The organism is Bradyrhizobium sp. UFLA03-84, from assembly GCF_002289535.1.
Classification (GTDB): Bacteria; Pseudomonadota; Alphaproteobacteria; order Rhizobiales; family Xanthobacteraceae; genus Bradyrhizobium; species Bradyrhizobium viridifuturi.
The window spans coordinates 67700-92467 of record NZ_NSJY01000020.1; the positions used below are offsets into that span (position 1 = coordinate 67700).

Annotated in this window: 21 protein-coding genes and 1 pseudogene; 4 read left to right on the forward strand and 18 right to left on the reverse strand. The window is 59.1% G+C overall.

Annotated elements, in window-relative coordinates:
• Position 1: 1 nt before the first annotated feature.
• From hypF to CK489_RS42980, 15 genes are all read right to left on the reverse strand, one after another.
• Complete coding sequence (gene hypF, locus CK489_RS39495; RefSeq protein WP_050627280.1) at positions 2 to 2260, reverse strand: carbamoyltransferase HypF; 2259 nt, start codon at positions 2258 to 2260, stop codon at positions 2 to 4.
• Positions 2257 to 3204 (reverse strand): hydrogenase nickel incorporation protein HypB, encoded by a 948-nt coding sequence (hypB, locus tag CK489_RS39500; RefSeq protein ID WP_050627281.1) that lies wholly within the window; start codon positions 3202 to 3204, stop codon positions 2257 to 2259. The genes hypF and hypB overlap by 4 nt, the downstream gene beginning before the upstream one ends.
• The gene (gene hypA / locus CK489_RS39505) at positions 3204 to 3545 is read right to left on the reverse strand and encodes a hydrogenase maturation nickel metallochaperone HypA (RefSeq protein ID WP_095736107.1); all 342 of its coding nucleotides are present in this window, start codon (positions 3543 to 3545) and stop codon (positions 3204 to 3206) included. The genes hypB and hypA overlap by 1 nt, the downstream gene beginning before the upstream one ends.
• Entirely contained in the window at positions 3538 to 4632 is a 1095-nt protein-coding gene (locus tag CK489_RS39510; protein ID WP_050627283.1) for a hypothetical protein, read from the reverse strand. The genes hypA and CK489_RS39510 overlap by 8 nt, the downstream gene beginning before the upstream one ends.
• Before the next feature lie 94 nt (positions 4633 to 4726).
• Positions 4727 to 5590, reverse strand: a complete 864-nt coding sequence (locus tag CK489_RS41155) for a hydrogenase expression/formation protein (RefSeq protein WP_143278326.1) — start codon at positions 5588 to 5590, stop codon at positions 4727 to 4729.
• Positions 5587 to 6009 (reverse strand): hypothetical protein, encoded by a 423-nt coding sequence (locus CK489_RS39520; RefSeq protein ID WP_050627285.1) that lies wholly within the window; start codon positions 6007 to 6009, stop codon positions 5587 to 5589. Before CK489_RS39520 ends, CK489_RS41155 begins: the two co-directional genes overlap by 4 nt.
• A 185-nt stretch (positions 6010 to 6194) precedes the next feature.
• Positions 6195 to 6485, reverse strand: a complete 291-nt coding sequence (locus tag CK489_RS39525) for a HypC/HybG/HupF family hydrogenase formation chaperone (RefSeq protein WP_050402936.1) — start codon at positions 6483 to 6485, stop codon at positions 6195 to 6197.
• A gap of 16 nt (positions 6486 to 6501) precedes the next feature.
• On the reverse strand, positions 6502 to 7101 hold the full coding sequence (locus tag CK489_RS39530) for a HyaD/HybD family hydrogenase maturation endopeptidase (protein ID WP_095736108.1): 600 nt from the start codon (positions 7099 to 7101) through the stop codon (positions 6502 to 6504).
• Positions 7098 to 7817 carry a Ni/Fe-hydrogenase, b-type cytochrome subunit gene (gene cybH, locus CK489_RS39535; RefSeq protein ID WP_050627325.1) on the reverse strand — a complete coding sequence of 240 codons (720 nt, stop codon included), beginning with the start codon at positions 7815 to 7817 and terminating at the stop codon, positions 7098 to 7100. Before cybH ends, CK489_RS39530 begins: the two co-directional genes overlap by 4 nt.
• A gap of 4 nt (positions 7818 to 7821) precedes the next feature.
• Positions 7822 to 9612, reverse strand: a complete 1791-nt coding sequence (locus CK489_RS39540) for a nickel-dependent hydrogenase large subunit (RefSeq protein ID WP_050627286.1) — start codon at positions 9610 to 9612, stop codon at positions 7822 to 7824.
• A gap of 13 nt (positions 9613 to 9625) precedes the next feature.
• A complete protein-coding gene (locus CK489_RS39545) occupies positions 9626 to 10726 on the reverse strand; it encodes a hydrogenase small subunit (RefSeq protein ID WP_095736211.1) in 1101 nt (366 codons plus the stop codon).
• A 207-nt stretch (positions 10727 to 10933) separates the two neighbouring features.
• Positions 10934 to 11230 carry a hypothetical protein gene (locus CK489_RS41160; protein WP_128089493.1) on the reverse strand — a complete coding sequence of 99 codons (297 nt, stop codon included), beginning with the start codon at positions 11228 to 11230 and terminating at the stop codon, positions 10934 to 10936.
• Positions 11231 to 11534: 304 nt separating this feature from the next.
• Positions 11535 to 12797: a serine hydrolase domain-containing protein gene (locus CK489_RS39550; protein ID WP_050627327.1), complete on the reverse strand. Its 1263-nt coding sequence runs from the start codon at positions 12795 to 12797 to the stop codon at positions 11535 to 11537.
• 102 nt (positions 12798 to 12899) lie between these two features.
• Complete coding sequence (locus CK489_RS39555) at positions 12900 to 13580, reverse strand: molybdate ABC transporter permease subunit (protein ID WP_095736109.1); 681 nt, start codon at positions 13578 to 13580, stop codon at positions 12900 to 12902.
• A 652-nt stretch (positions 13581 to 14232) separates the two neighbouring features.
• Complete coding sequence (locus CK489_RS42980; RefSeq protein WP_502694173.1) at positions 14233 to 14529, reverse strand: 2Fe-2S iron-sulfur cluster-binding protein; 297 nt, start codon at positions 14527 to 14529, stop codon at positions 14233 to 14235.
• A gap of 1612 nt (positions 14530 to 16141) precedes the next feature.
• Here CK489_RS42980 and dctA point away from each other — a divergent pair.
• The 4 genes from dctA (at position 16142) to CK489_RS39580 (ending at position 22346) form a co-directional block, all read left to right on the forward strand.
• Positions 16142 to 17446 (forward strand): C4-dicarboxylate transporter DctA, encoded by a 1305-nt coding sequence (dctA, locus tag CK489_RS39565; RefSeq protein ID WP_050402929.1) that lies wholly within the window; start codon positions 16142 to 16144, stop codon positions 17444 to 17446.
• A 1079-nt stretch (positions 17447 to 18525) separates the two neighbouring features.
• Positions 18526 to 21198: a PAS domain S-box protein gene (locus CK489_RS39570; protein ID WP_095736110.1), complete on the forward strand. Its 2673-nt coding sequence runs from the start codon at positions 18526 to 18528 to the stop codon at positions 21196 to 21198.
• A complete protein-coding gene (locus CK489_RS39575; RefSeq protein WP_050627288.1) occupies positions 21195 to 21866 on the forward strand; it encodes a response regulator transcription factor in 672 nt (223 codons plus the stop codon). The genes CK489_RS39570 and CK489_RS39575 overlap by 4 nt, the downstream gene beginning before the upstream one ends.
• A gap of 45 nt (positions 21867 to 21911) precedes the next feature.
• On the forward strand, positions 21912 to 22346 hold the full coding sequence (locus CK489_RS39580; RefSeq protein ID WP_095736111.1) for a response regulator transcription factor: 435 nt from the start codon (positions 21912 to 21914) through the stop codon (positions 22344 to 22346).
• A gap of 507 nt (positions 22347 to 22853) precedes the next feature.
• Here the strand turns inward: CK489_RS39580 and CK489_RS42985 are convergent.
• The 3 genes and pseudogenes from CK489_RS42985 to CK489_RS39590 all read right to left on the reverse strand — a co-directional run bounded on the left by CK489_RS42985 (position 22854) and on the right by CK489_RS39590 (position 24732).
• Complete coding sequence (locus CK489_RS42985; protein ID WP_488240843.1) at positions 22854 to 23057, reverse strand: hypothetical protein; 204 nt, start codon at positions 23055 to 23057, stop codon at positions 22854 to 22856.
• Positions 22993 to 23289, reverse strand: a complete 297-nt coding sequence (locus CK489_RS39585) for a hypothetical protein (RefSeq protein WP_198961134.1) — start codon at positions 23287 to 23289, stop codon at positions 22993 to 22995. The genes CK489_RS42985 and CK489_RS39585 overlap by 65 nt, the downstream gene beginning before the upstream one ends.
• 334 nt (positions 23290 to 23623) lie before the next feature.
• A pseudogene (locus CK489_RS39590) lies at positions 23624 to 24732 on the reverse strand (IS110 family RNA-guided transposase).
• Positions 24733 to 24768 lie beyond the last annotated feature (36 nt).

Sequence of the window (24768 nt, forward strand, 5' to 3'; positions counted from 1 at the left end):
ATCAGCCTCTCCCTTCGCTGGCGGACGACTGTTCAGCAATCTGCAAAGCGGCAATCCAGGCTTGGCCAAAGCTCAAACCACCGTCGTTGGGCGGCACCCGCTGTGGCACCAGCGGGGTCAGGCCGGCAGCGCAGCACCCGCGCCAGATCTCATCCATCAGTATCGCGTTCTGAAAGCAGCCTCCGCTCAGAACGACGGTATTGACGCCGGTTGTCCGCGCGGAGCGCATGACCAAGTCAACGCAGGCAGCGGCGAAGGTGCCATGAAACAGGCCGGCTCCGCCCGCAGCGTCAATGTCGTCCGCAATCAACCGCGCAAACAGCGGCCGAAGCGACAGCACGCCACCATCGATCGTCCACCCGGCCTCTAGAATCGCCGTCCGCCGCACTAGCGCCTCGAGCTTGATCGCGGCTTCTCCTTCATAGCTCTGCCAACTCACAATCCCCAGCAGCGCCGCCACCGCGTCGAATAGCCGGCCCGCGCTGGTCGTGGTGGCCCCGCCCGACTGATCGAGCAAGGCCGAGATATATTGAGCTTGCTGTTGCGCTGCAAAGCGCCGCGCGATTTCGTTACCTCGTCCGAGCAAGTGTAGTATCGCGCTCGCCATGCGCCACGGCTCACGGGCTGCGCGATCACCACCAGGCATTTGCAGCGGCGCGAGATGCCCGATGCGTCTGCACATCGCTCCTTCGCACAACAATAGCTCGCCACCCCAGTTACCAGCATCCGAGCCAACGCCATGGCCGTCGAGCACCAGAGCTAGCGCCGGTCCCGCATGGCCATGTTCAGCGATCACGGCGGCGGCGTGTGCGTGGTGGTGCTGGATTGCAATCAGCGCGCGGCCGCCTGCTTGCGCAAAGCGGGTGGATGCCATGTCAGGATGCAGATCATGAGCGATGACGACAGGCTCTACGTCAAGGATCGATGTAAGGTGTTGGATCGTCCCCTCGAACACACGGATGCCTTCGGGCGTATTGAGATCGCCAATATGTTGCGAAACGAACGCTTGGTTGTCGCGCGTGATGGTGACGGTCGATTTCAGCGCGCCGCCGACAGCGAGCACGGGCGGCACAGATTGCGCAAGCTGGATCGGTTCGGGAGCATAGCCACGAGCGCGCCGAATGAATTGGGAGCGGCCAGCCACCACCGCGACTACGGAGTCATCAGCACGCGTTACAATATCCCGATCATGGGTCACGACAAGGTCGGCGATCGCCTCAAGCCGTCGCAGCGCCTGCGTGTTGTCGATCAGGAGCGGCTCGCCGCAAGGATTGGCACTGGTGACGACGATGACCGGGCTTGGTTCCGCAATCCACGCTCCTGTCGAGCGAAGCGCATGAAAGATTAGATGATGCAGCGGGGCCACAGGCAACATGACGCCAACGCGAGACAAGCCGGGCGCTATGGCGGGCGCCAGACATTTGCGCGAAGTTAAAAGCACAATGGGCCGCGCTGCGGATTCGAGTAGCGCGAGCTCGAGAGCGTTCGCTTCCGCGATCTCGTTGACGCACTCTATGGAACCGAGCATAACTGCAAACGGCTTTTGACGGCGCTGCTTTCTGCTGCGCAGGCGCTGCACAGCGTCCTGATTACGGGCATCGCAGAGGAGCTGGTAGCCGCCGAGACCCTTTATGGCTACGACTTGACCGCCTGCGATTGCAGCGACAATGGCGTTGATCCCATGGCTAAGCCGAGGGCCGCATTCTGGACACGCGATCGCCTCCGCATGAAACCTGCGGCTCGCCGGATCCGCGTATTCGGCCGTGCAGGCGGCGCACAGCCTAAACGCCTTCATAACCGTGTTGTGGCGATCGTATGGGAGCCGCCCGGCAATGGTGTAGCGTGGACCACAATGGGAGCAACTAATGAAGGGATAAAGGTAATGGCGATTCTCTGGATCGAATAGCTCGCTGAGGCATTGTCCGCAGGTCGCGGCGTCGGCGATGATGTGCGTTGACAATTTTCCGCCTTCGCTCGCGCCGATCGAAAAGTTTTCTGTCGCGAGCGCCGCCGTCTCTTGAACGCAGATGTGGTCGATGCGCGCCAACGGAGGCGCCTCTAGCGGCAATGTGGCAAGAAATTCTGACGCACGACCACCTTCGACTTCGATTGTGACGCCCTCCGGGCCGTTGGCGACAAATCCGGCCAATCCGTACCGCGTAGCGAGGCCATAGACGTAAGGACGAAAGCCGACCCCTTGCACCGCTCCGCTCACGCGCACGCGCAGTCGTGTTCGGTCGCAAATGGTTGCGGCGCTCATCGCCTTGCGTCCTCTACGGCCTGCCTTTGGTGGGCCACCTGTCTATCGATCCAAGCGTAGAGCGCGCCAAAACCTTCGCCGGTACGGGCCGAGACCGTAAGCACTTCGATCTTTGGATTGGCGCGTCTGGCATATCCAATGGTCTTGTCCAGATCGCACTCAAGCAGTGAGGCCAGATCGATCTTGTTGATCACCATGAGTGAAGAAGCCGCGAACATATCGGGATATTTCAGCGGCTTGTCTTCACCTTCGGTCATTGACAACACAACGATCTTGCAGGCCTCGCCAAGGTCGAAGGCCGCGGGACAGACTAGGTTACCGACGTTCTCGATGAAGAGGATACCGCGCGTGAGCCGCGGCAAGCGGCGATAAGCCTCGGCAATCATTGCAGCATCGAGATGGCACCCTTTACCCGTATTGACTTGAATAGCTGGCACACCGGCCGCTCGAATCCGTTCGGCATCGTTTGAGGTCTGCTGATCGCCCTCGATGACTCCGGTCGGATAGCTGAGCTTGAGCTCGGATACGGCGCGCACGAGCAGCGAGGTTTTGCCTGCACCGGGACTCGACATAAGATTAAATACCAGCAGCTCATCGGCCGCAAAGCGCGTCCGGTTGTCGGCCGCGATCGCATTGTTCTTGCCGAGGATGTCACGCTCGACCCAAATGATGCGTTCGCGGCTCGTGCCCTTGACCTTCAATCCAACTGGGGGGGCGCCGCAGCCCAGAAGCGCTTGCCGACCATCATTCTGATAATGTTCGTGATCATGACTGTGGCGGGCATCGGACGAATGCTGCACCCTCTCGTCGCCGTGAAAATGCGCGTCATGGCGCTCGCCATCGTTCTGCCTATGAGGACGGCAACGGCCTTGGCTCTCCGGATCACGCCCTCTGGCAAGTTCGATCGAAGACGTCGCTTGGCTGCAACCGCAAACGGTACACATCAATCGATCTCCAGTTTTTTCACTCGCATCTGTTCGCCGCCGGTTACTTGCAACTGATAGCTCCCGCAGCAAGGACAGGGGTCGCCGCGGCGAGCAATTTCGACAGTGCTAGAACAGCTCATGCACCAGGCGATCCCCGGGAGTTCGAGGATCTCAAGAGCTGCCCCCTCGGCAATCGTTCGCGTTGCAACGACAGCAAAGCAGAACCTGATCGCATCAGGCGCGACATGGCTGAGCGCCCCGATTTCGAGACAGATGCTCCGCACCCGCGACAACGATCGGTGACGCACCTCCTCCTCGACGATTTGGATGATGCCCAGACAAACCGCCATTTCATGCATCTTCAACTTTGCGAAACCTGAGTGTGAATCCGACACATGGGTCGAGCGATTCAATCACCGCACGAACCGCTTTCTGATGCCGTCTCGCCGTCAGCACCGCGCCCTGCAGGTTCCGGACAACCGGTCCGCTCCTATGGAAATTCCATTCCGTCGGAGCAAGAAATTCGAAGCGGTATATCTGGCCCTGAGGATCAAGCTCAACCGCGTGATAGAGCCTGCCCCTGGCGCATTCGACGGCGGTCGCGGCGCGTCCCGAACCCAACCGGTAGCTTTCGATGATCCCAGGCTCCGCTGAGTCGATATGAGCGCCTGACTTGAGCCAATCGCAGAGCCGAACGATCTCTGCAATTCTGGCCTTCAGCCGCTCGGCCGCACCCGACCGACCCAGCCAGAGCCGATCACGCGTCATTTGGCGTGCCCATGGACCCGTCTCGGGCGCACGCCCCCCAAGGTCGGGACAAAGACAAAATGTCGGATCATCGCCGAGCAGCCGTTCAATGATGTTTCGGTCGTCGGCAACGGACAGGAACGAGTGCGCGATCCGGATCGATTTCAAGTCGACCTCGTCCAGCGCGGCTATTCGAATTGCCAATGGGCTGCCGGGCCTGGGCGCGCCGTCTCCGTCCGGCATCCCGATAGTGGCCAGTCCAGCCACAATTCCTGCCGTCGCTTCGCGTCGAGCAGCACCGCATGCCGGTTGTCCGCTACCGATAAGTGCGGACACTCCCTGCATCACGGAACGAATCGCGGCGGCACCGGCGATGTCCTGCGAAAGGTGTCCGACCAAGAGGCCCCGCAGCAATTCTGCGATGCGCTCGGCAACGACCAGCGCAATACGATGCTGTTTCGTCGTGCGGGTAATCGCTTCGTCACGCGCCGTCTCGATCGCAGACAGCAGCGCGGTTTGCTGCGCAACAGCACACAATGCGAAGAGCCGTGGGATGTGTTTGAGCAGCGACGAAGCCGGTCTGCCGGCGAACAGCCGCGCCAGCAGTGGCCGGGCTCGTGGCAGGATCTCGACCGCGGCAATTACGTCGGCAGCAAGCCAGACCGTGACATCGATTTTGTTGCGGATCGCGAAACTCATATGCACCGCTGCGTCATTAGCTTGCGCGGAACGGCAGCCGCGCTGCCTGCGCTGTCTGCGATATGCCACTGGATTTCGAGTATCTTTAAGTTCTTCATGTGAGGTACGCCTCCATAATTTCCTGCAGGCGCCCGGCGGAGTCCTCGAAATCCTCGTCAGCAGCCAAGGCTACGATCGGCACGCCTCCCACCTCCACCGTATCGAGGATGACGTCGTCCAAAGAATTGAAGTACTGTACCGACCAGACGTTTCTCACCTCGGTCGCCTGCACGCGGCATGTGCCGTAACCGCGGAAGATGAGCTGGACCGGACCATTGCCCAAACTTTGCTGCAGGAACGCCATGTCCACAGCACTCATCGGCAGCAACGTCAGATTGATAACATGCGCCCGCATGCCAGACCGCCAGACACGCGCCCGCTCGCGTATTTCCGCAAGTACCGCGAGCACGTTCATGGCGCCGTCCGGCGCCGCGCCGATCAGAAAGTCGGCAGACGTCAACTCAGTTGCGGCGCGCTGCACAATCTGCGGGATTGCCCCAACCTCGACATATTCGTACGTCGGCTCGGACCCGATACGCACGCGCCAGATTCCTGCAAGGACCGACTCCCGGAGTTGCGCAAAAGAGCCATCTGGCAGCGCAACCACGCCGGCGACCTCGCCTTCCCCGAGCACCTCGCCAATCAGCTTGCGCTCGAGCTCGCTGAGATTGGCGAGTCCGTACGGCTGCGACCGAGTGCTCTGGCTCTGGCCGCGAGCGGCAGCGGCGACATTCGACAACAGCACCGTGACATTCGGATAGTTCCTTGCAAGCTCGTTGCCGTCGCGCCGGGCGCGCTTGGCTACCGCCTCCATAGTCGTCAGCCCGCTATGGAATACATCGAGACTTTCGGTGCCCGTGGCAGACTTGCTCACCATCTGCTCGACGTCACCGGATACGACGCGGACCGCTGTCGTCATGATACGATGTCCCGGGAGGCATAGCCGGCACAAATGCTACCCGCGTACAGCCAAACGATCGGTACGACGATGCGGTCGATCTTGACCAAACGGACCAGGCGCCTGCCGATCAGGCAGAGCGTACCGTGCCGATGGCACAAAATTGCCGTCGATCGACGACGCGGGCCGAGTCTTCCGACCAGCTTTCCAGCCAACGCATGCGCAGGCCCTGCGCCTTGCACGCAACGCCGAAAAGCCTTGATCAATTCAGGAAAGGATAATGCGACATGGACGGCCCGGAGCGAATGCATGGCAGCGACCGCCAGCACCACTTCGGGCGCGCTCGCGGAAGCGTGCGTGGCCAGGCGTGCATGCGCGTTGATGCTCTCCACCTCGGACGGACAGGGTGCGAGATCATGCCGCGCCGGCTGGAACTTCATCAGACTCCCTTCAGATCGTCCTCGGTTTGAGCTAGGTGAGATGTAGCAAGGCACGTGCCAATCATCGTCGCGCTGTGAGGGAGACTGGAATCATCACTCGAAGCATTGACCTTTCCATGCGGAAGGTGCGCGCGATTGATCGATTTGCGAGCAGGCTGGTCACTGCAACATCCGCAGCAGAACCGCTAACGTAGATGCTCAGGCAATTGCGGCTCACGACCGACCAGGTCCGCAAAGAAGGGGCCGCAGTCCTGGCCGTTACGGCTGGCGTCAAGCCCGTCGAGTGCTTCCGAGATCAGTCTTGCTTCATCCTCATCCAAGAGTCGCACGGCGGTGTCGATATGAACGAGCACCCTGGCGCCGACCGGGGCGCAGTAGAGCAGCATGACCGAGACACGCCGCTGTTCGTTGCGATACTCACAAAGTGCCGTGATGTCGTCCGTCTCAACAATCATCATTGGTAAGCCAAGGCACATGATCAATCGCGGGCCGCTAGATCGGCTGCGCTCCCATCTCATAACTTGCATGGTCGATACTGTTCGCCAACAGCCGTTCTGATGCAGGCAGCGGCGCCGTTCGCGGTGCAGCCGGCGAGCCCCACTGCGTCAGGAGTTTGCAAGCCAACTCGATTGCCGGCGCAATCTGGAAGCGCACCGGAGCTGTCAGCGGACCACCCCAGTGCTGCAGGTCCAGCGCCTGACATCCGATGAGAGCGAGTTCTCGCGGGCAGCGGCCGAGCAGATCGGCCGCACTCAAGACCTCCTGAAAGCCGGTCTGATGTAGGCTTATCTTCTTGGCGCCAGCAAATTTTGGCACCTCGGCATCCCGCATGAGCTTCAACTCTCCGGGCGGGAGTGCAAAGTCGATAGCATCGAACACGATCAGGCAATCGGCCTGCTCAAGATAGCTCACGAGGTAGAGCCCCTGCGTGCCGCCATCAAGGATGGTGACGTTGTCAGCGACTACATAGCGGCGATGGAACTCCTCTACCGCCCGCACGCCGAACCCCTCATCGGCCCACAGGATATTGCCGATGCCAAGTACAAGGATCCGTTGCTTGTTCTCCGGAACTGGTAACCGCGTGCCATTCAATCGCGAAACTCGCGCTCACCCGAAATCATGGAGGAGATGCTCCGGCGCGACATGATGTCCTCCCGGATCACTGCGTAGATGTGAACCAGAACAAAGACCAAGATCACCCACAGGCCGAGATGATGCCAGGTATGGACGTCCTGGCTATTCGGCCAGATTGAAAACACCCAGCCGAACAGCCTGTCCTGCCAACTGTCGCTACCGGCGCCCTGCCCATAAAGTGCAAAGCCTGTGACGATCATGAACGTGATGGTTTGCGTAAACATAAGAAACATTGCGAGCTGAGCCAGGGGGTTGTGCCCGACGCTTCTGTCGGGCTCAACTGCAAGGAACCCGTACCGGCGAATCTCTTGGTGCACCTCGTGCCAAAAGCACCCGCGCCAGAGCGGAACACAAAAGATCTGCGCGGCATGTCGATTTCCAATCAGGGCCGAGTAAATGCGCAGAACAAAGCCGACGCTAAGGACATATCCCGCAGAGAAATGCGCAAGTCGGATATAGCCGAACAGGAAATTGCCGCTTGCTTGTCCCGACATCGCCGGTGTGCCCGTTCCAATCAGATAGCCGGTTAAGGCCAGCATCAGAATGGCCGCCGCATTGACCCAGTGCCACAGTCGCACCGGCGCGTCATAAACGTAGGCGCCGCGATGGCCGATGCCGCGCTCGGTCAGTGCCGCATCGACGGCAGCGGGGGGCTGCCGAGCCTCGTTTCGCATGTCCCTAACGAACATTGACTAAAGCCATTTCTTGGCCGTCAAGACTCATCACATGGGTCGAGCACGCCAGGCACGGATCAAAGGAATGGATCGTACGCAAGATCTCCAGGGGTCGCAGCGGATCGGCCAACGGGGTGCCGATCAGCGAGGCTTCAAAGGCGCCAATATTACCCTTGGGATCACGAGGAGATCCGTTCCATGTCGTCGGCACTACACATTGATAGTTGTCGATCTTTGTGTCCTTGATCTTGATCCAGTGTCCAAGCGCACCGCGCGGCGCCTCAGCAAAACCGTAGCCCATGGCCTCCTTGGGCCAGCTTTCCGGCTTCCATCTTGTGACATTGGCAGTTGCCGTATTGCCTGCCTTAATGTGGAGGACCAACTTATCCTGGAAATAACGCAGCTGATGCGCCGCCCACTGACATTCGAGTGCCCGCGCCGCGGTACGGCCGAGTGTCGAGAACATCGCCGTCAGGGGAAGATTCAGTCCCTTGAGCAGTCTGTCGGCCGGCTCCTTGAACTCGGCTTTGCCCTGCGCATAACCGATGATGTATCGCGCTAAAGGCCCGACCTCGACGGCGTGGCCGCGCCAGCGCGGCGCTTTGATCCACGAATACTTGCCGCCTTCGTCGAGTTCCTTGATATTAGTCTGACTGCCCTTGACTCTTGGCCCGAGCTCGAAACTCGGTTCGGTGATGCCATCCCATGGATGCAGTCCACAGCAATCGCGCGGGTATTTATACCACGAATGCGTGACGAACTCCTGGATCTGCTCCGGATCACTATGGTCGATCGGCAATATCTCCGTGAGGTTGCCATCAAGGATCACGCCGCGCGGCAGCTTGAGATTGTTCGAAGAACAGTCGTTGGCGTTTTCGAGGATGTCGCCATAGGACATTACGCTTTTGCTTGAAAGTCCGCCGCCATGGAGCCAATCTTTATAGAACGAGCCGATCATTGCGACGTCGGGCAGATAGACCTGCTCGACAAACTCGATCGAACGGTCGATGATCGAGGATACGAGATTAAGGCGCTCCATGTTGATCGCACCCACCGCACCAGTTCCGTCGATGTTGATTGCGCAGGGCACGCCGCCGACCAGCCAGTTCGGATGCGGATTCTTGCCCCCATAGACGGCTTGGATTTTGACGATCTCCTTCTGGAAGTCGAGCGCTTCCAGATAATGCGCCAGGGCCATCAGGTTCGCCTCCGCTGGAAGCTTGTAGGCCGGATGCCCCCAATAACCGTTCTTGAAGGGACCTAATTGCCCTGATTCGAAGAATTTAGTCAGCCTGATCTGCAGATCCTTAAAATAGCCAGGAGACGACAACGGCCACGGCGAGATGGACTGCGCCAGCGCGGAGGTCGACTTGGGGACGGCCTGGAGCGCAGAGACCACGTCGACCCAATCGAGTGCGTGCAGATGGTAGAAGTGTACGAGATGATCATGCACGAGCAAGCATAGCTGCATGATGTTTCGGATCGAATTGGCATTCTCCGGAATCGTGATCCCTAGCGCATTCTCAACCGCGCGCACGGAGGTCAGCGCATGGGTGCCGGTACAGACACCGCAAATCCGCTCAGTAAACGCCCAGGCGTCGCGTGGATCGCGCCCGCGCAGGATGACTTCGATGCCACGCCACATCGTCCCGCTCGAAACCGCATTGCGGATTACGTTGTCGGCATCGACATTGGCTTCGACACGCAGGTGGCCTTCGATGCGCGTCAACGGATCGATGACAATTCGCTTGCCGGAGCGATCGAGATTGAACCCATTTGGTATCTGTCCGGCCACCGTCGCCCTCTTCTCAATTCCGTTTAATTGGTCGAGCTGTGCGATCCGGCTTGTTGGTCAACCGCTTCACGGCGGTGACGGCCGCATGGGCGGCGACGGTCAGCCCAACCACCCCGGCAGCAGCCATACCAATCTGATCGGCGTTCTTCTCAATGCCGAACTGCTTGATGGTCGTGAGTCGGTCGTAAAATGAACCCTTGTCCCAAAAGCCGTCTTCGGAGCAGCTGAGGCAGCCGTGGCCGGATTGAATCGGAAATGAAACACCGCCGTTCCACCGAAGGGCCGAACAGGCATTGTAGGTGGTCGGCCCCTTGCAGCCCATCTTGTAGAGGCAATAACCCTTGCGCGCGCACTCATCGTCCCACTCTTCGACGAATTGGCCGGCGTCGAAATGGGAACGTCGATAGCATTTGTCGTGAATGCGCTCGGAATAAAACATCTTTGGGCGCCCTTGGCGATCGAGCTCCGGAAGCTTTCCGAACGTGGTGATGAAAGTCACCAAGCCGCTCATGACCTCTGCGATAGGCGGACACCCGGGCACCTTGATGATCGGCTTGTTCTTGATCACCTGATCGATCGGCGCAGCGCCAGTCGGATTGGGCTTGGCCGCCTGGACGCATCCCCAGGAGGCACACGTGCCCCAAGCGATGATCGCCATCGACTCTTCCGCCATCGACCTAAGCTTTTCAACGAACGGCTTGCCGCCGTCAATGCAGAACATGCCCCCCTGCTTCAGCGGCGGATTACCTTCGACCGCAAGCACATACTTGCCTTTATACTTGGCGCGGGCTTCCTCCAGGATGGCTTCAGCCTGCTCTCCTGCCGCCGCCATGATCGTATCATCATAGTCGAGCGAAATCATCGACAGCAGCGTGTCTTTGATCAGCGGATGGGCCGAGCGGATGAAGCTTTCCGAGCAGCAGGTGCACTCGAGCCCGTGCAGCCAGATCACGGGTACGCGCGGCTTGGTCTCCAGGGCGTCGGCAATAGTGCTTGCGGCAAGCGAACCAAGTCCCAAGCTTGCGGCAGTCAAACTGCAGAATTTGTGGAAACTACGACGCGTGATGCCCTGACGTCTGATCACGCTGTAAAGCGTCTCCGTTGCCCCACTCATGAACCCTTCCATGTAAGTCGTCGCCGGCAGTAACGAACCGCTGACGCAGCAGCAAGAAACAGGCCATCGGAGCGCAACACTTGACTGGGTGCCAAGCCAGCCTTTCGACTCTTGTCCTATCGGCGAGCCGGCCAGCAAGCCCCAAGCTCGCGCCGTTGAGCCCTGTCACGCCAGTGATGTCGGGCTTTGAACGTCGATGTGAGAACTTCAACAGAGCAGCACGATGATTTGCCAATCCAGGGCGACCACGTCATACCCGCTTTTGCACGATCGGAACACGCGCGCGCATACCGGTCGTTGAACGAGTTGGTGCAGTTGACGAGCACCGTCCATCTCAATCAGACTTGCTCTCTGCGGGCCAAATGGGGTTCGATCCGCGTCATAGTCCGACTGCGGAAACACGCCAAAGTGGCCGGCCGGCACCGAACAGAACGCAATGCCGAGCCGCGCAGCGCACATGCTTTGATCTGCAAGGCGGATCGGTCCGATCTGTCTGTCATTCAATGTGGCTGCCGCACCGCATTACCAAGGGATCGGACGCCACGGTCTGATGTTCTAAAGCGATCATCTAGGAGAGCATCGCGCGGGCCAACCGACGGCAAGCAGCGGTCCTCTTAGCATATCACGACACCGCACACGCCTGCGAGCGTCTCTTCGCGATGCCGGAAGCGTCACGTTCGCTCCGAGCACCGGCGCAATCCGGGCGACGATAGCAGCTCCGGCGCTGAGTTCAGTCATCGGTGTCCAGCGGCAACGCCGGTTTCCAACCACCCAAAACTATCGTCGGGTTCTTTCAACGCCGGGCGAATTATCGAATTAGTCCAGCATAGACGATGTACTGGACTTGTTCGCGATAGTACTTGCGGATTTCTCCGGGCGCGGCCGTTCCGACCACCACGATCAGACGCTCCTTCGGGTCGCAGAAAAATTGCGTTCCGTAAGCGCCGGTCCAGGTGAACTCACCTGGATTGCCCGGAACCGCCGAGATACCCTCGCTTATGCGCACAGCCACTCCGAGTCCAAAGCCGAAGCCGGCACGATGCGCCTCCACATTGGCGACCTTATTCTTGATCTCCGGCCCGAGGTGGTTGGAGATCATGTGGCGCACCGTCTTCGGGCCAAGAATGCGCTGCCCATCGAGCTCCCCGCCGTTTAGCAGCATTTGCCCGAAGCGCACATAGTCACCGACTGTCGCAAACGCGCAGGCTCCTCCGCAGTCAAACATTGTCCGACTTTCGAGGAGCTCGATCTCTTGAGGCTTTCCAGTCAGCGGGTCGTCTGGAAACGGACGCGCGAGGCGCTCGCGTTGTGATGTGGATAAATGGAAAGTGGCATCCTGCATCCCGATCGGCTTCCACAGGTTGCTGGCAAGATAGTCGCCCAATCGTTGTCCGCTGACCTGTTCCACAATAGCTCCGAGCACGTCGGTCGAGAAGCCGTATTCGAATTCCGTCCCCGGTTGGTGCGCTAGCGGCAACTTGGTAATGGCCTGGATGAAAGCCTGCTTGTCACCCTTTAGCGGCGGGGCTGCAAAATCCGGGTAGAGACGCGCCACTTGGTCTGGACTATCTGGAGGCGCGCCATAGGTGAGGCCTGATGTGTGCCGATAAAGATCGTGGATGTAGATCGGAGAACTCTGCGCTTGATACTTCAACGAACCGTCAGGCCGTGGCACCGCGACCTTCATGTTTGCGAATTCCGGGTAATAATCCGTGAGCCTGCTCCGTAGAGGCAGGCGACCTTGCTCCATGAGGGTGAGCCCGGCAACGGCCACCATCGGCTTGGTCATAGATGCAAGCGCGAACATCGCATCGAGCCGCATCGACGATCCTTTTGCAGGATCAAGTTGGCCATACGCCTTGTAATGGATCAGCTTGCCATCTCGGGCGATTGCAACCACCGCGCCCGGCACGCGCTTGCTTTCGATCTCACGATCGAAGAACTCGTCTAGCTTGGCAAGGCGTTGCTGAGAAACTCCCACGTCATCGGCCATGGCCTCGGGCAGAGGCGCTGAATGCACCGAATTGAAGCTGATTCCAGCAACCGCTGCGGCCATAACAAGCTTGTTCATTCTATCCTCGCCAATAGACGGAGCTGGCTTGCGCTGCTCCAGCTCTGGCATGTCTGGTCTGACAAGCCGAAAGCCACTCGATCCGATCTGGCGCGCCTGCGCTCATGTGCTTCTCGTGGCACCGCGTCTGTCTAGGAGAGCTAAGGTGAAGATGACCGCAAGAGCGAACATCACCATACCGCCCGCAACCACACTCGCCTCGCGCCAGCGTGATGCTTGGACGTAGTCTATGACGTAAGCTGACAACACCTTGGTGCGCCCAGGAATATTGCCGCCGATCATCATCACGACGCCGAATGTGCCGATCGTATGAGCAAAGCCAATCACAGCGGCTTTGACAAACTCCAATCGCGCCAGCGGCAAACCGATGGTAACGAAGGCATGCAACGGAGAAACCCGCGCCGCGGCTTCCAGCGGAGGGTCGCCCATCGCAACAAAGGCGTTGCGGATCGGCTGCACCACCAAAGGCAGCGCCGAGAGCACCGATCCGACTACGATTCCTGCGAAGGTAAAGGCGAGCGAGCGCTCGCCCCAGAAAGAAGCGAGAAGCCCCCCAGGTCCGCCGGGCCCGAGCAGCACGAGAACACAGAAACCGAGTGCCGTCGGCGGGAGCACCAGCAGAAGGGTGATGATCGCTGCCACCGCCTCGCGCAGAACAGTATGTGAACGCGCTAGCCACCACGCGAGCGGCGCACCAATCGCCAAGAGGATGATGGTCGTCACGCTGGCGAGCTCGATCGTAAGCGCAACGGATTGCCAAATCTCTGCCGAAAACGCATCCATAGGCGTCAGCCCCCCAGTGAGAGACGGTCGCCGTCTCGGGACAGTGATCGCCAACACATCCGGCGCGCCGAGGCATGGGGCGCGCAACGCCTCTTCGTGGTGCGGACCTTCGCAGCGGCCACTACATTGACGCGCGTCGTTTTCGCGAGCAAGAGCAGCGTCGCAAACTTCATAGGAAACTCCTGTCACGGGGCCGACTTCGACCGGTCTTGACGGCGGCAGCTCCTCGCTCGTCACCCAGCAATCCCCGTGCCGCTCAGCAATCCCTGTGCCGCTTGTGCAATGTGGTGCGTTCTTGTCTCAACGTGAGAAAATACGCACAGACGACGAGTTCGCTGTGGAGTGGATCTTGCGCTCTGTCAGGTTTCCGGCATCTTCGTTCCCGAGCAGACAGCGACGGCACAATGATGCGGCAGAGTTTGACGCCCGCAGGTTTATTATTGGATCTTACGGCACTCGACGCGATCCTTAAGTGGATTCTGTTTCGAAAATTGCCCCGGTCGTTTAGAGTTCGCTCGAACGCGGGCGCGGCTGAGCGCAAGCACGACCCGCCACAGTCCCATTTACGACAATGGACGCGGCTGGTAGCAAGGGTATCGGAATTCATACCTTGCTGGACGTTGCCGCAAAGGACCTCCAAGCAGCGACGCCTTCATCCGGTAATCATGTGCGCACCGTGATAAACGAGCGCAAAACCTTGCGACATGCAGCTTGTTGTGCCGGAGGCAGGACTTGCCGCCGAAAACGGTTTGCAGCGACCTACAGAGCGTCCGGGCGGTGCCGCATATCGACCGTGATAGTGCCCCGGGGCGCGAGACACACATGCACAGATCTTTTCGTTCGCGCGTTTCTGCGGCTCGCTGAAGAAGACGTCACGGTGATTAAGCTCACCGTCGATCTTGATGATGTCGATGGCGCAAACACCACACTCGCCGCGCCGGCAACGCAATCACCTCGCAACCGGATTCATTGAGTACGTCCAGGAGCGAGCGAGCGCGCGGCAAAACGGCAGTACCCGCTGAGTTCGACCTCGCCGGCGCGCATGCCCGACCGCATCTCGCCCCAGAATCTGCGTTGACCTCATATGGCGATCTGCTGGGTCCCTAACCTGATCGGGCTCTCAGCACGGCGCACTGACTGACCGGCAGCATAGCCCTCCCCCTTTGCAGGGATCGGACGTGGAGGCCATACTCCCGAGACCGGCCCGCACTCACGATTCATCTAGTGCGTCGCGCCCGCGATCTTTGGCAGCCCTGCGCTATATGCACGTCGCTTCTCAAGCGTGCGGCTCCAGATAAGCGCAACCTCCAGCGTGCGCAGCAGCCGCGCGGTAGCCCGAGATCGGATCAAGCTTGGTACCTCCAGGAGAAATGGGCAGCGCGAATGGCGGCACTTTATTAATGCCGATATCATGCAGAAGCGCGCCCCGAAGCGATAGCAAAATCCGATGGGCGACATTCGACACCCAAGCTGAAGGCACCATTAGTCCGTGCGATCCGGCCGCGACAGTCGGTGATGGCCTCTGCCAATTTGCCGAAGCGCGCCTCTGCACTATTTATGATAGTGGCAGCCCCTCCCCCAATGCGCACGGATGGCGTGAAGGCGCGTTGCTCAGGCATCGCGCATGCTTGGACAATCCGATCAAAACCATGGAATCAGTGCGCCCATTCATGTTGCGCCGCGGCAGCCGCGCTGCATGCGCCCGTGCTCGGAGATTCTCATCGAACGACGATTCGGTTTTGTAGCGCGCGCCTACATGCGGGAGCTTTCGCAGCATGTGCGGTGTTCTCATTCGATTTGAAGCCCTATTCAACGCTGGCGGCGCCATATCCCTGGTCAACCGCGAGGCCGAGCAGCGGCGACGGTAGCCCGTCTTGAGGTGCCACGTTGCCCACTGAATCGGCAACAGACGGAAGACTTCAAGGGTCATAAGATTGCTTCTTCTTGGAAGACCTCTGCGAGCTCTTGTACGCACAAGCAGATGTCCGCCGTCTGCTGAACTGTGCGGTCACTTCACCTGGAGACAAACGCCCAGCGATCGGACATGCTTTGCCGGTAGCGAAAATGCAGCGCTCCCATCTCAGAATTTGTAGGCAATCGGGTTCTAGATCTTCGATGTGCCGGACATCCATTGCGTGAATGCCTACGATCGAAACTATCGATTTTACCAATCTCACGCAGTGTTGCATCAATCTTATCAGTCAGCGCATACCGATCACGCTAGGCTTCTAGGTCGAGAAGTGCCCACCCTACGCCCAGCCGACCAAAGATCCGTATTATGCCGCCACGTCATGTTCGGGCTTGCGACCGCGGTGCGAGCATTTGGATCGAGCCAATGGCGAGTTTATCCCCGAACACTTGATTGGCCGCAGATCGGGCATCTGGTGCATATCTTGCTTAGCGAAAAAAGATAACCTAACTGGACGCCTGCCTTTGGGATGACGCGCCGCCTCGCGGATCGTCTTCAATCGGACACGGCTAAAACAACGAGCCTCGCATGATGCTGTCGCCTCTCAACGACGCGGCGGCTTGCATTCGAGTATATTCGGGAAGGAAGCGTCATGACCACCATGGCAACCGCGGCACCCGCGCGCGCGTCGCAGACTTGGTATAAGATCCTCTACATCCAGGTGTTGATCGCCATTGTGGTTGGTGCCTTGGTCGGTTGGCTGTGGCCATCTGTCGCGACCAACGATTGGGTCAAGGCGCTCGGTGACGGATTCATCAAACTCATCAAGATGGTGATCGCACCGATCATCTTCTGCACCGTCGCATCCGGCATCGCGCACATTCAGGATGCAAAGAAAGTCGGTCGCGTCGGCGTCAAGGCATTGGTCTATTTCGAGATCGTCTCCAGCTTTGCGCTGCTGTTGGGCCTTATTATGGGTAATCTGGTCCAAGTCGGTCATGGCCTTGCAGTCAAGCCGGACGCTGCAGCGGTCGCCAATTACGTCAAGCAAGCGGAAGCCTCCAAGAGCGTCGATTTCTTTCTCAATATCATTCCCGATACCGTGGTCAGCGCGTTCGCTCGCGGCGATGTTTTGCAGGTGCTCCTGTTCGCGATCTTGTTCGGTTTTTCTATGATGGCGCTGGGAGAACGCGGGGAGCGGCTGCGCGGCATGATTGACGACGTCGCGCACGCGGTGTTCGGTGTAATCGCCATCATCATGAAAGCGGCCCCGATCGGAGCCTTCGGCGCCATGGCCTTCACGATTGGCAAGTTCGGGCCGGCGGCGCTCGGCAATCTGATCGGTCTGATCGCGCTATTTTACGTTACGGCTGCGCTTTTTGTCGTGGTGGTGCTCGGTGTCATCGCGCGCATCGTCGGCTTTTCGATTTTCAAGTTTATTGTCTATATCAAGGACGAGCTTTTGATCGTGCTCGGCACTTCCTCCTCGGAAAGCGCGCTGCCGCAATTGATGGAGAAACTTGAGCGGCTGGGCTGCTCCAAGCCCGTGGTCGGCCTAGTGGTTCCAACTGGGTACTCCTTCAACCTCGATGGCACCAACATTTATATGACGCTTGCTACATTGTTCATTGCCCAAGCGCTCGGAGTCGATCTCACCTTTGGCCAACAGCTCACGATCTTGCTCGTGGCAATGCTGACCTCCAAGGGGGCAAGCGGCGTCACCGGCGCGGGCTTCATCACGCTCGCCGCAACGTTGTCGGTCGTCAACCCAGCGCTGGTACCGGGTATGGCAATCGTGTTCTCGATCGACAAGTTCATGAGCGAGGTACGCGCCCTTACCAACATCACGGGCAATGGCATTGCAGCCGTGTTCGTATCCTGGTGGGAAGGCGAGCTTGAGCACGCGACGTTGCACGCTCGGCTCGACCGGCTCACCACTGTCGACACAGGGAGGTAGGCCGCGGATCTTGGTCGCCGTCATTGCAAGACGCGTCGAATCCAAGCGCAACCGCATTCACGATTCTTCGTAGTTTAAGTCGGCATGCACCGTGCCTGATCTGCGAATCCGAGCTTTCTCCCACGGCATCCCCAGAACGCAGCTCTTGCTCCGCGTCACGCCCTCGGCAGTCGCCTGTGAGGGGTTACCGCACGCGATAAGGAGCTGCAGTTTTAGAAAGTCATTTTCAAGCGTGGTCTTTCGAGGTCAGGCTTCTGGCCAGCCGGGCGCCTGTGCAATATTGCCGAGCCAGACAGTAAGGCTGCGAAAGAACGTATCCAGCTTGACGGACCAAGGTGTTGGCCCGCCCACAAATGCCCAGGTGCGTGGTCAACACACTTGCCTCGCCCGGCCGACGAGGCGGTAGCGTCTTCCGTGCAACTCAGTACTACGGTGCGTATCAGATCGCGATGGATGTGATCAGCGCGGACTAGATTGGCACCTTGACAGAGACGAGGCAGCTCGCGGAAGCAAGTATCGGCTCGGCCCTCATATACCCCCCCCTGGATTCCGGCTGACGCTTCGTCGGCACCGAGCCTGGGCGGACATGGCCGCGAGGCATAGATAGCAGTTGCATAACTTCGCCCTGCTATCTCGGCACATTACATTGCCCTCCCGTCCGCATGATCAGTTGCGAGATGCGTGGTCCCGCAGCTTGCACCTGGCCTTTCCGGGTTCGACGAGGGGCCTGCTTTTTCGGCCGCGACGTCCTGGCTGAACTGAAGTCCTTGTCCTCGTCGTGGGTGCCACGGGGTCGCGGTCCTCGGCCGCAGCCTCGAATGCCTGCCCCAAAGGTCACCGGCGGCGGAGGAAAGCAGACAACCCAGCCTCGATGTACAGAGGTCAGATGCAATATTGAAAGGTTTAGGACAACTATACGTACGTTTGTAATGCGTCTTCCTTCGGCGCGTGCTGAGTTCAAAAGAAGGCAATCAATCTCGCAACCGCGTACGAGCGTCTGTCGACACGGAAAGGATTGCCTCATTTTTGCCTAAAATGTTATAGCTCTCCCGCCGGAGAAAAGCCCGGACGATATAAAAATGCGTAGTCAGATCAGCAATTTGAAAGTTTCAGCCCCTCAGTTTACCTTCGGCAGCATAACGTTGGCCGTGGTAACGCTGGCTTGCTTGTACCTTCACGCGCAGTTCGCTGCGACCGCGTTCGCCTATTTGTTGGTCGTATTGCTGTTTTCGTTGATGGGCAGCCTCATCGCGTCATCCGCGCTTTGTGTCGTGGCCATCGTAGCTTTGGCTTACTATTTTGCGCCGCCAGCGTTCAGTCTGCGGATCGATGACCCACAAGATCTTCCGGTGGTCGTTGCGTTCTTCATTGTCTCGATCATTGGAACGCACCTGATGGGAAAAGTCCGCCAAGAGAGCCAAGCCGCGCGTGAGGCCGCAGCCAAACTCCGGATCAGCGCGGCCGATTTGGAAGACCGCGAGAAACGCTGGCAAGCAATCTTTGAACACAATCCGGCCATGTACGTCATGGTCGACGAAGCCGGTACCGTTCTCAATACCAATACGTTCGGCGCGGCACAGCTCGGCTATGCGCGTTCCGAACTGATCGGCCATTCCATCCTGGGAGTCTTTCTGGAGGAGGATCGCGAGTTAGCTCGCGAATGCATTCGCGCCTGCCTTGAAGATATCGGTCAATCGCGGACCTGGGAGGCCCGGAAAGTCAGGAATGATGGCTCGGTACTGTGGGTACGTGAAAATGCCAAAGCCATGCTTTGGGCTGATGACCGGCCCATTGTTCTGATATCCTGCGAAGATATCACGGAACGGAAGCGGACCGAGTTTGCCCTGCAGCGGAGCGAAGCACATTTGGCCCAGGCGCAGGAGCTGAGCAATACGGGCAGCTTCGGCTGGAACGTCGTCACCGGCGAGGTCTTCTGGTCAAAGGAGACGTTTCGAATATTTGAGTTGGACCCGCAGACCGTTCCGTCGCCGGACTTCGTCGTCGAGCGCACCCATCCAGATGATCGGGCCTCGGTTCAAGAGGTCATTGATCGGGCGATGCGAGATCCGAAGGATTTCGAACATGAATACCGGCTGCTGCTGCCGGACGGCTCGGTGAAGCACATCCATGCGCGGGCACGAGTCACGAGAACCGCCAGCGGTGATATTGAGTTTGTCGGAGCAGCGACGAATGTTACCGCGGAGCGGCAAGCAGAACAGAAGCTGCGCCGCAGTGAGGCCTATCTCGCCGAAGCCCAGCATCTCAGCCACACGGGCAGTTGGTCATGGGACGTTCATGGGCTCGATTTTGTGTATCGCTCCGCCGAGGTCGATCGTCTGTTTGAGTTCGATCCGCAAGAGACTGTATCGATAGAGACCATTCGCTCGCGCATCCATCCAGACGATCTCCCCGGGCTCCAGGAGGTTCAGCGCCAGGCTATCGAGCTCAAGGAAGATCGCTTCGAGTATGATTTTCGAATCCTTCTGAAAGACGGCGGGATAAGGCGCATACACTCCGTTGCGCATATCGTGGTCGGCAACGATGGTTGCGTGAGCGAACTGATCGGAACGCATATGGATGTGACCGAGCAATACGCCGCCAGAGAGCGCCTGGAAAACACACTGGCTGCGCTGCGCGAAAGCGAGCAGCGCTTTCGCGATTACGCCGAGACGGCGTCCGATTGGCTCTGGGAGACCGGGCCAGATCACCAGGTTACGCGCTTGTCCGAGCACACCAGCACTGCGGGAATCTTAGCGACAGGATTGATGGGCCTGCTCCGCTGGGACATTGCGTGCGATGTGGAAGAGGAACCTGAGAAGTGGCGGCAGCATCGGGCCACACTGGAGGCGCATCTGCCGTTCCGGGATCTGGTCTACCGTACTGTCAACCGGGTCGGATCTCCGATCTACGTTCGGACGAGCGGCAAGCCCTTTTTTGATCCGAACGGCAAGTTCCTTGGTTACCGCGGCGTCAGCACCGACATCACCGCTATTATTCGCGCGGATCAAGCCGAACAACAGTTGCGGAAGGCACAGGCGGAACTTGCGCATGTGACACGTGTGACGACGTTAGGAGAGCTGACAACCTCCATTGCCCATGAAATCAACCAGCCACTCGCCGCAATTATCAGCAACGCCGACGCGTGCCTCGGTTGGATGGGCCGCGAAACTCCTGATCTATCGGCGGCGCGCTCTTCGGTTGAGTGGATCATCGAAGACGCAATACGGGCAAGCGAAGTGATCCGTCGCGTGCGCGCTCTGGCGAAGAAGGGCGAGATCGAGATGGTCCCGCTCGATATCAACGAGGTCGTTAGGGACGTCATTGTGCTGGTGACACGAGAGCTGGTGAGCCACCAGGTGGCGTTAAGAACCGAGCTGACGGCAGCTCTGCCTATGATTCTGGGTGACCGGATTCAGTTGCAGCAAGTGATCATCAATCTGGTGATGAACGGGATCGAAGCCATGGACGCAGTCAGGGACCGAAAGCGTGAGTTGCTGATTCAGTCGTCCATGGACGATATGGGGCATGTGCAGGTGGCCGTGACAGATTGGGGCGTCGGGATCGCCGAGAATGATGCGGACCGCGTGCTAGAGCCTTTCTTCACCACGAAATCCAGCGGCCTTGGAATGGGTCTTTCGATCTGCCGGTCGATCGTTGAGGCTCACGGAGGACGACTGTCCGTGGTGCGCAAGCAGGAGCCGGGCGTGACATTCCAGTTTGCCCTGCCGTTGCATGAGGAGATCGTCTCATGACGCAACGCTTTGACTCGCCAAGCAGCAAACCCGAGGCTTCGACAAAGGCGATCGTCTTTGTTGTCGAGGACGATATCTCCATGCGTCGGTCGCTCACCAACCTTTTTCAATCGGTAGGTTTGGACGTCGTTGCATTTGGATCGGCCCGCGAAATGCTGCAGAGCGCACTTCCGGATGTTGTTAGCTGCCTGGTTCTTGATGTCCGGCTCCCCGGCTTGAGCGGCCTGGAGTTCCAAACTGAGCTGGCGAAGTTGAACATACATATTCCGATCATTTTCATTACCGGCCATGGCGACATTCCCATGAGCGTCAGGGCGATGAAAGGAGGCGCGGTCGATTTTCTTACCAAACCGTTTCGCGATCAGGAATTGCTTGACGCGGTGATTGCCGCGACCGAGCGCGACCGCAAAAGACGGGAGGCCCAGCAAGCCGTCGCAACCCTGCAGTCCCTATTTGAGACCCTAAGCCCGCGCGAACAGGCGGTGATGAAGCTGGTCGCTTCCGGTCTGATGAATAAGCAGGTAGCCGCTGAGCTTGGGCTCGCTGAGATTACGGTCAAGATCTACCGGGGACACGTAATGAGAAAGATGCGTGCCCGCTCACTGGCCGATCTGATCAGAATGGCTGAGACTCTGGGGATCGGAGCCAATCGTTCTGAACAAACCTAAGTATGATTTTACAATTTCGTCACTCGAGCCCACTTTTCGCCCAGGATGGCTAATGCCTCGGCAGCCGTTAGTCCCGCGCCAGGAGAGATCGTCTTGTCCACGCCTTTGATTTCTGTCGTTGACGACGACGCATCTGTCCGTGCGGCGACGGAGAACCTATTGAAATCGCGCGGCTACATCGTTCAAACATTTACATCGGCGGAGGATTTTTTGAGATCGCCGCGGTTGAACGAGACCTCTTGCGTAATTACGGACGTGCAGATGCCGGTTATGAGCGGCTTGGACCTGCTGGCGGAAATGCGGACCCGTGGTTACGGGGTACCTTTCATTTTCATTACTGCGTTCCCGAACGACCGCGTGCGCGCCTCAGCCTTGAGCGCAGGAGCGATTGGCTTCTTGGCCAAGCCCTTCGCCGGACATGCACTGATCGAGCACCTCGATGCCGCACTGAAGGAAAACCGCAATGGAGGACGCACTTGAAACGATCAGCCGGCGGCGAGTCATTTCAGCCCTGAATGTTGAGATCCGGTCGCGAGCTCGGCGCGATCTTATTGAAGCGGGCTCTCCGAAATCAGCCGGCACCAACGGTAGTCGATGTCGTACTGCCTCTTGGCCCGTGAGTTGTCCACCAGGCATCAGGCCGCTCAGAACGACGTTGCCACCAAGGGTCGGCATACTTGGCACCTCTAGGCCCCGCTCGTCTCTGCTTTTTGGCACTTCAGGTGACCTTGCGCAGAAGTTGTTCGACAAGCTCAAGCGCTTCTTCGCTCAGATTCGTAGCAGCTAAATGCGATTGCGACATACCGCCTGGCGCAACAAAAGAGCTTCGTTCAACTCAGAAGCTCCCTGTGGGGCCATCGTGTGAAATCATGGGTGTTTTGGGTGATATTGATTGGCGCGCGAAAGCTCTGCGCGAGCTCCTTCGGCTACGGCGCCAGTCGGCACAGTTTTGCCCTGCTTGTCTATGGTGCCTGGCATCGCTCCGCGCTATTCTTCAGACCACCCCCTTATAGTGGCCTCTTCGACCCTCCCCACTCTTGTTCCCAGCTGGTAGCTGAAGTATCGTGCGTCGTCGGAATCTCGGGTTGTTCCATAGTCTTCGGCAACTTCTGCAGTCCGCCTTGCTCTAGCGGACACGAAGTCGGAGCACTCTTGCGGGTTTATCGGCGATGTACTTGATCTCGTCGCCATGATAGGCCTTCGCGGCTTCCCGGAATGATCTGCGATCTTTGAATTCTATCACAGGAGGAGTTGAAACCAGCAAATACGGTCTCGTTGCTGATGATGAGCTGCCGCTTGACCCAGATTCGGCTGACCGCATGTTGGCGAACGCATCCGCAAAGCTGTTTGCATCCGCTTGCTCGTCAGCTTCGGCAAAGGGCGGCGATTGGTAGTAGTACGAGCCGTTGATGCGATTATACATGGCGATTAGTGCTTCCGTCGGGCATAGATTTCTGCACTTGGTCAACGGCCTGTTCTCATGTTTGCTGTCAAGGGGCTCGATCAAGCGGAACCGCTTCCGGCTGAGCGCCCGGACGCTGGACTTCGAAGGTGCCCACGGTAGGAGGCAGGGCCAAAGACGACGGTTGATCAAGCTCTCATGCGCGGGTTGGCTACCGCATGACCGTGGTTTCGTCTTGGGGCTGCCTCGGTCTAGGAGCGAGCGTCGGCGATGCCGGCTCATAACAGGCCACGAGGATTCCCCACGGCGCCCTGCCTCCTGCCCTGGGCACCAGATATGGTCGAGCAGCGTTCTTTCAGGCGACCGGCCCGAGCTGTACTTGCCGAGTGATCGCCCACAGGAAGCCGACCATCTCGCGTGCAATGGCAGTGGTGACGATCACCTTGGGTTTGCCGGCCGCCGACGAGCGGCGATAGCGGGCGCACAGCCTGACCTAGGCTTTCCAGGCGATATCGCGGATAGCTTGAGGCAGGCGCTCGTTACGGTCATGGAGCTTGCTGACGCGGGCTTGCATGCGATAGGTCCACGCCCCCTCGATCAGAGCCCGCCTGTCCAGAGCGTTGCCAGCCTTGGTGATGCCGCCGCGTCGGATGGTGACGCCGCTCGAATGCTCTGACGGCACGAGGCCGAGAAAGGCCATCAACTGTCGGGGATTGTCGAAGCGGGAGAAGTCGCCGACCTCGGCAACCACCGTCACGGCAACGATGAAGGCGACGCCGCGCATGGCCTGCACGGCCTCTACGAACGGCGTCATCGACCATTGTGGCGCCAGCTCCTCGATCCGCTTGGTCAAGCAGTCCACACGGGCCTCAGCGTCGGTCACGGCATGAATGTAGTCCTGCAGAACGATTTGGCCCGCCGGGTGATCGAAGCGCACCGTGGTGAGCCATCGACGATAAGCCAGAGTCCCCCCCCTTTTCCCGGCATAGATGCGCCCATGTCGCAGCAGGAAGCCTTGGAGATGTTGCCGCGCCTTTCCGAGCACACGCATCGCCGTGGCGCGGGCTCTCACCAAGTCGCGCATGGCCTCATGCGCCGCATCCGGAACCCACACGGCTGTCAGCTCGCCGCTCCGGTGCAGCTTGGCCAGCATCGCCGCATCGCGCCGGTCAGTTTTTACCCGATCCCCGGCCTTCATCGGGATCAGCGAGGGGGCCACCACGATGCAGTTGTGCCCCAGTCCCGTCAGTTGTCGATGCAGGCTATATCCGCAGGGTCCGGCTTCGTAACAAAAACTTACCTGCCGGTCACCCTTGCCAAGCTTCTTCGCCGCTTGTCGATTTGATCGGCGCGATTAGGGATGATCCCCAAGTTACGAACTTCACCGCCGCGCATCCCTTCCGCCACTGCGACCGAAATCGTCGCCTTGCGCACATCCAGCCCCACGAAAATGCTATCGTTCATCAGGCCCGCTCCCCATGCTTGAGGTTCGGCGCCGGA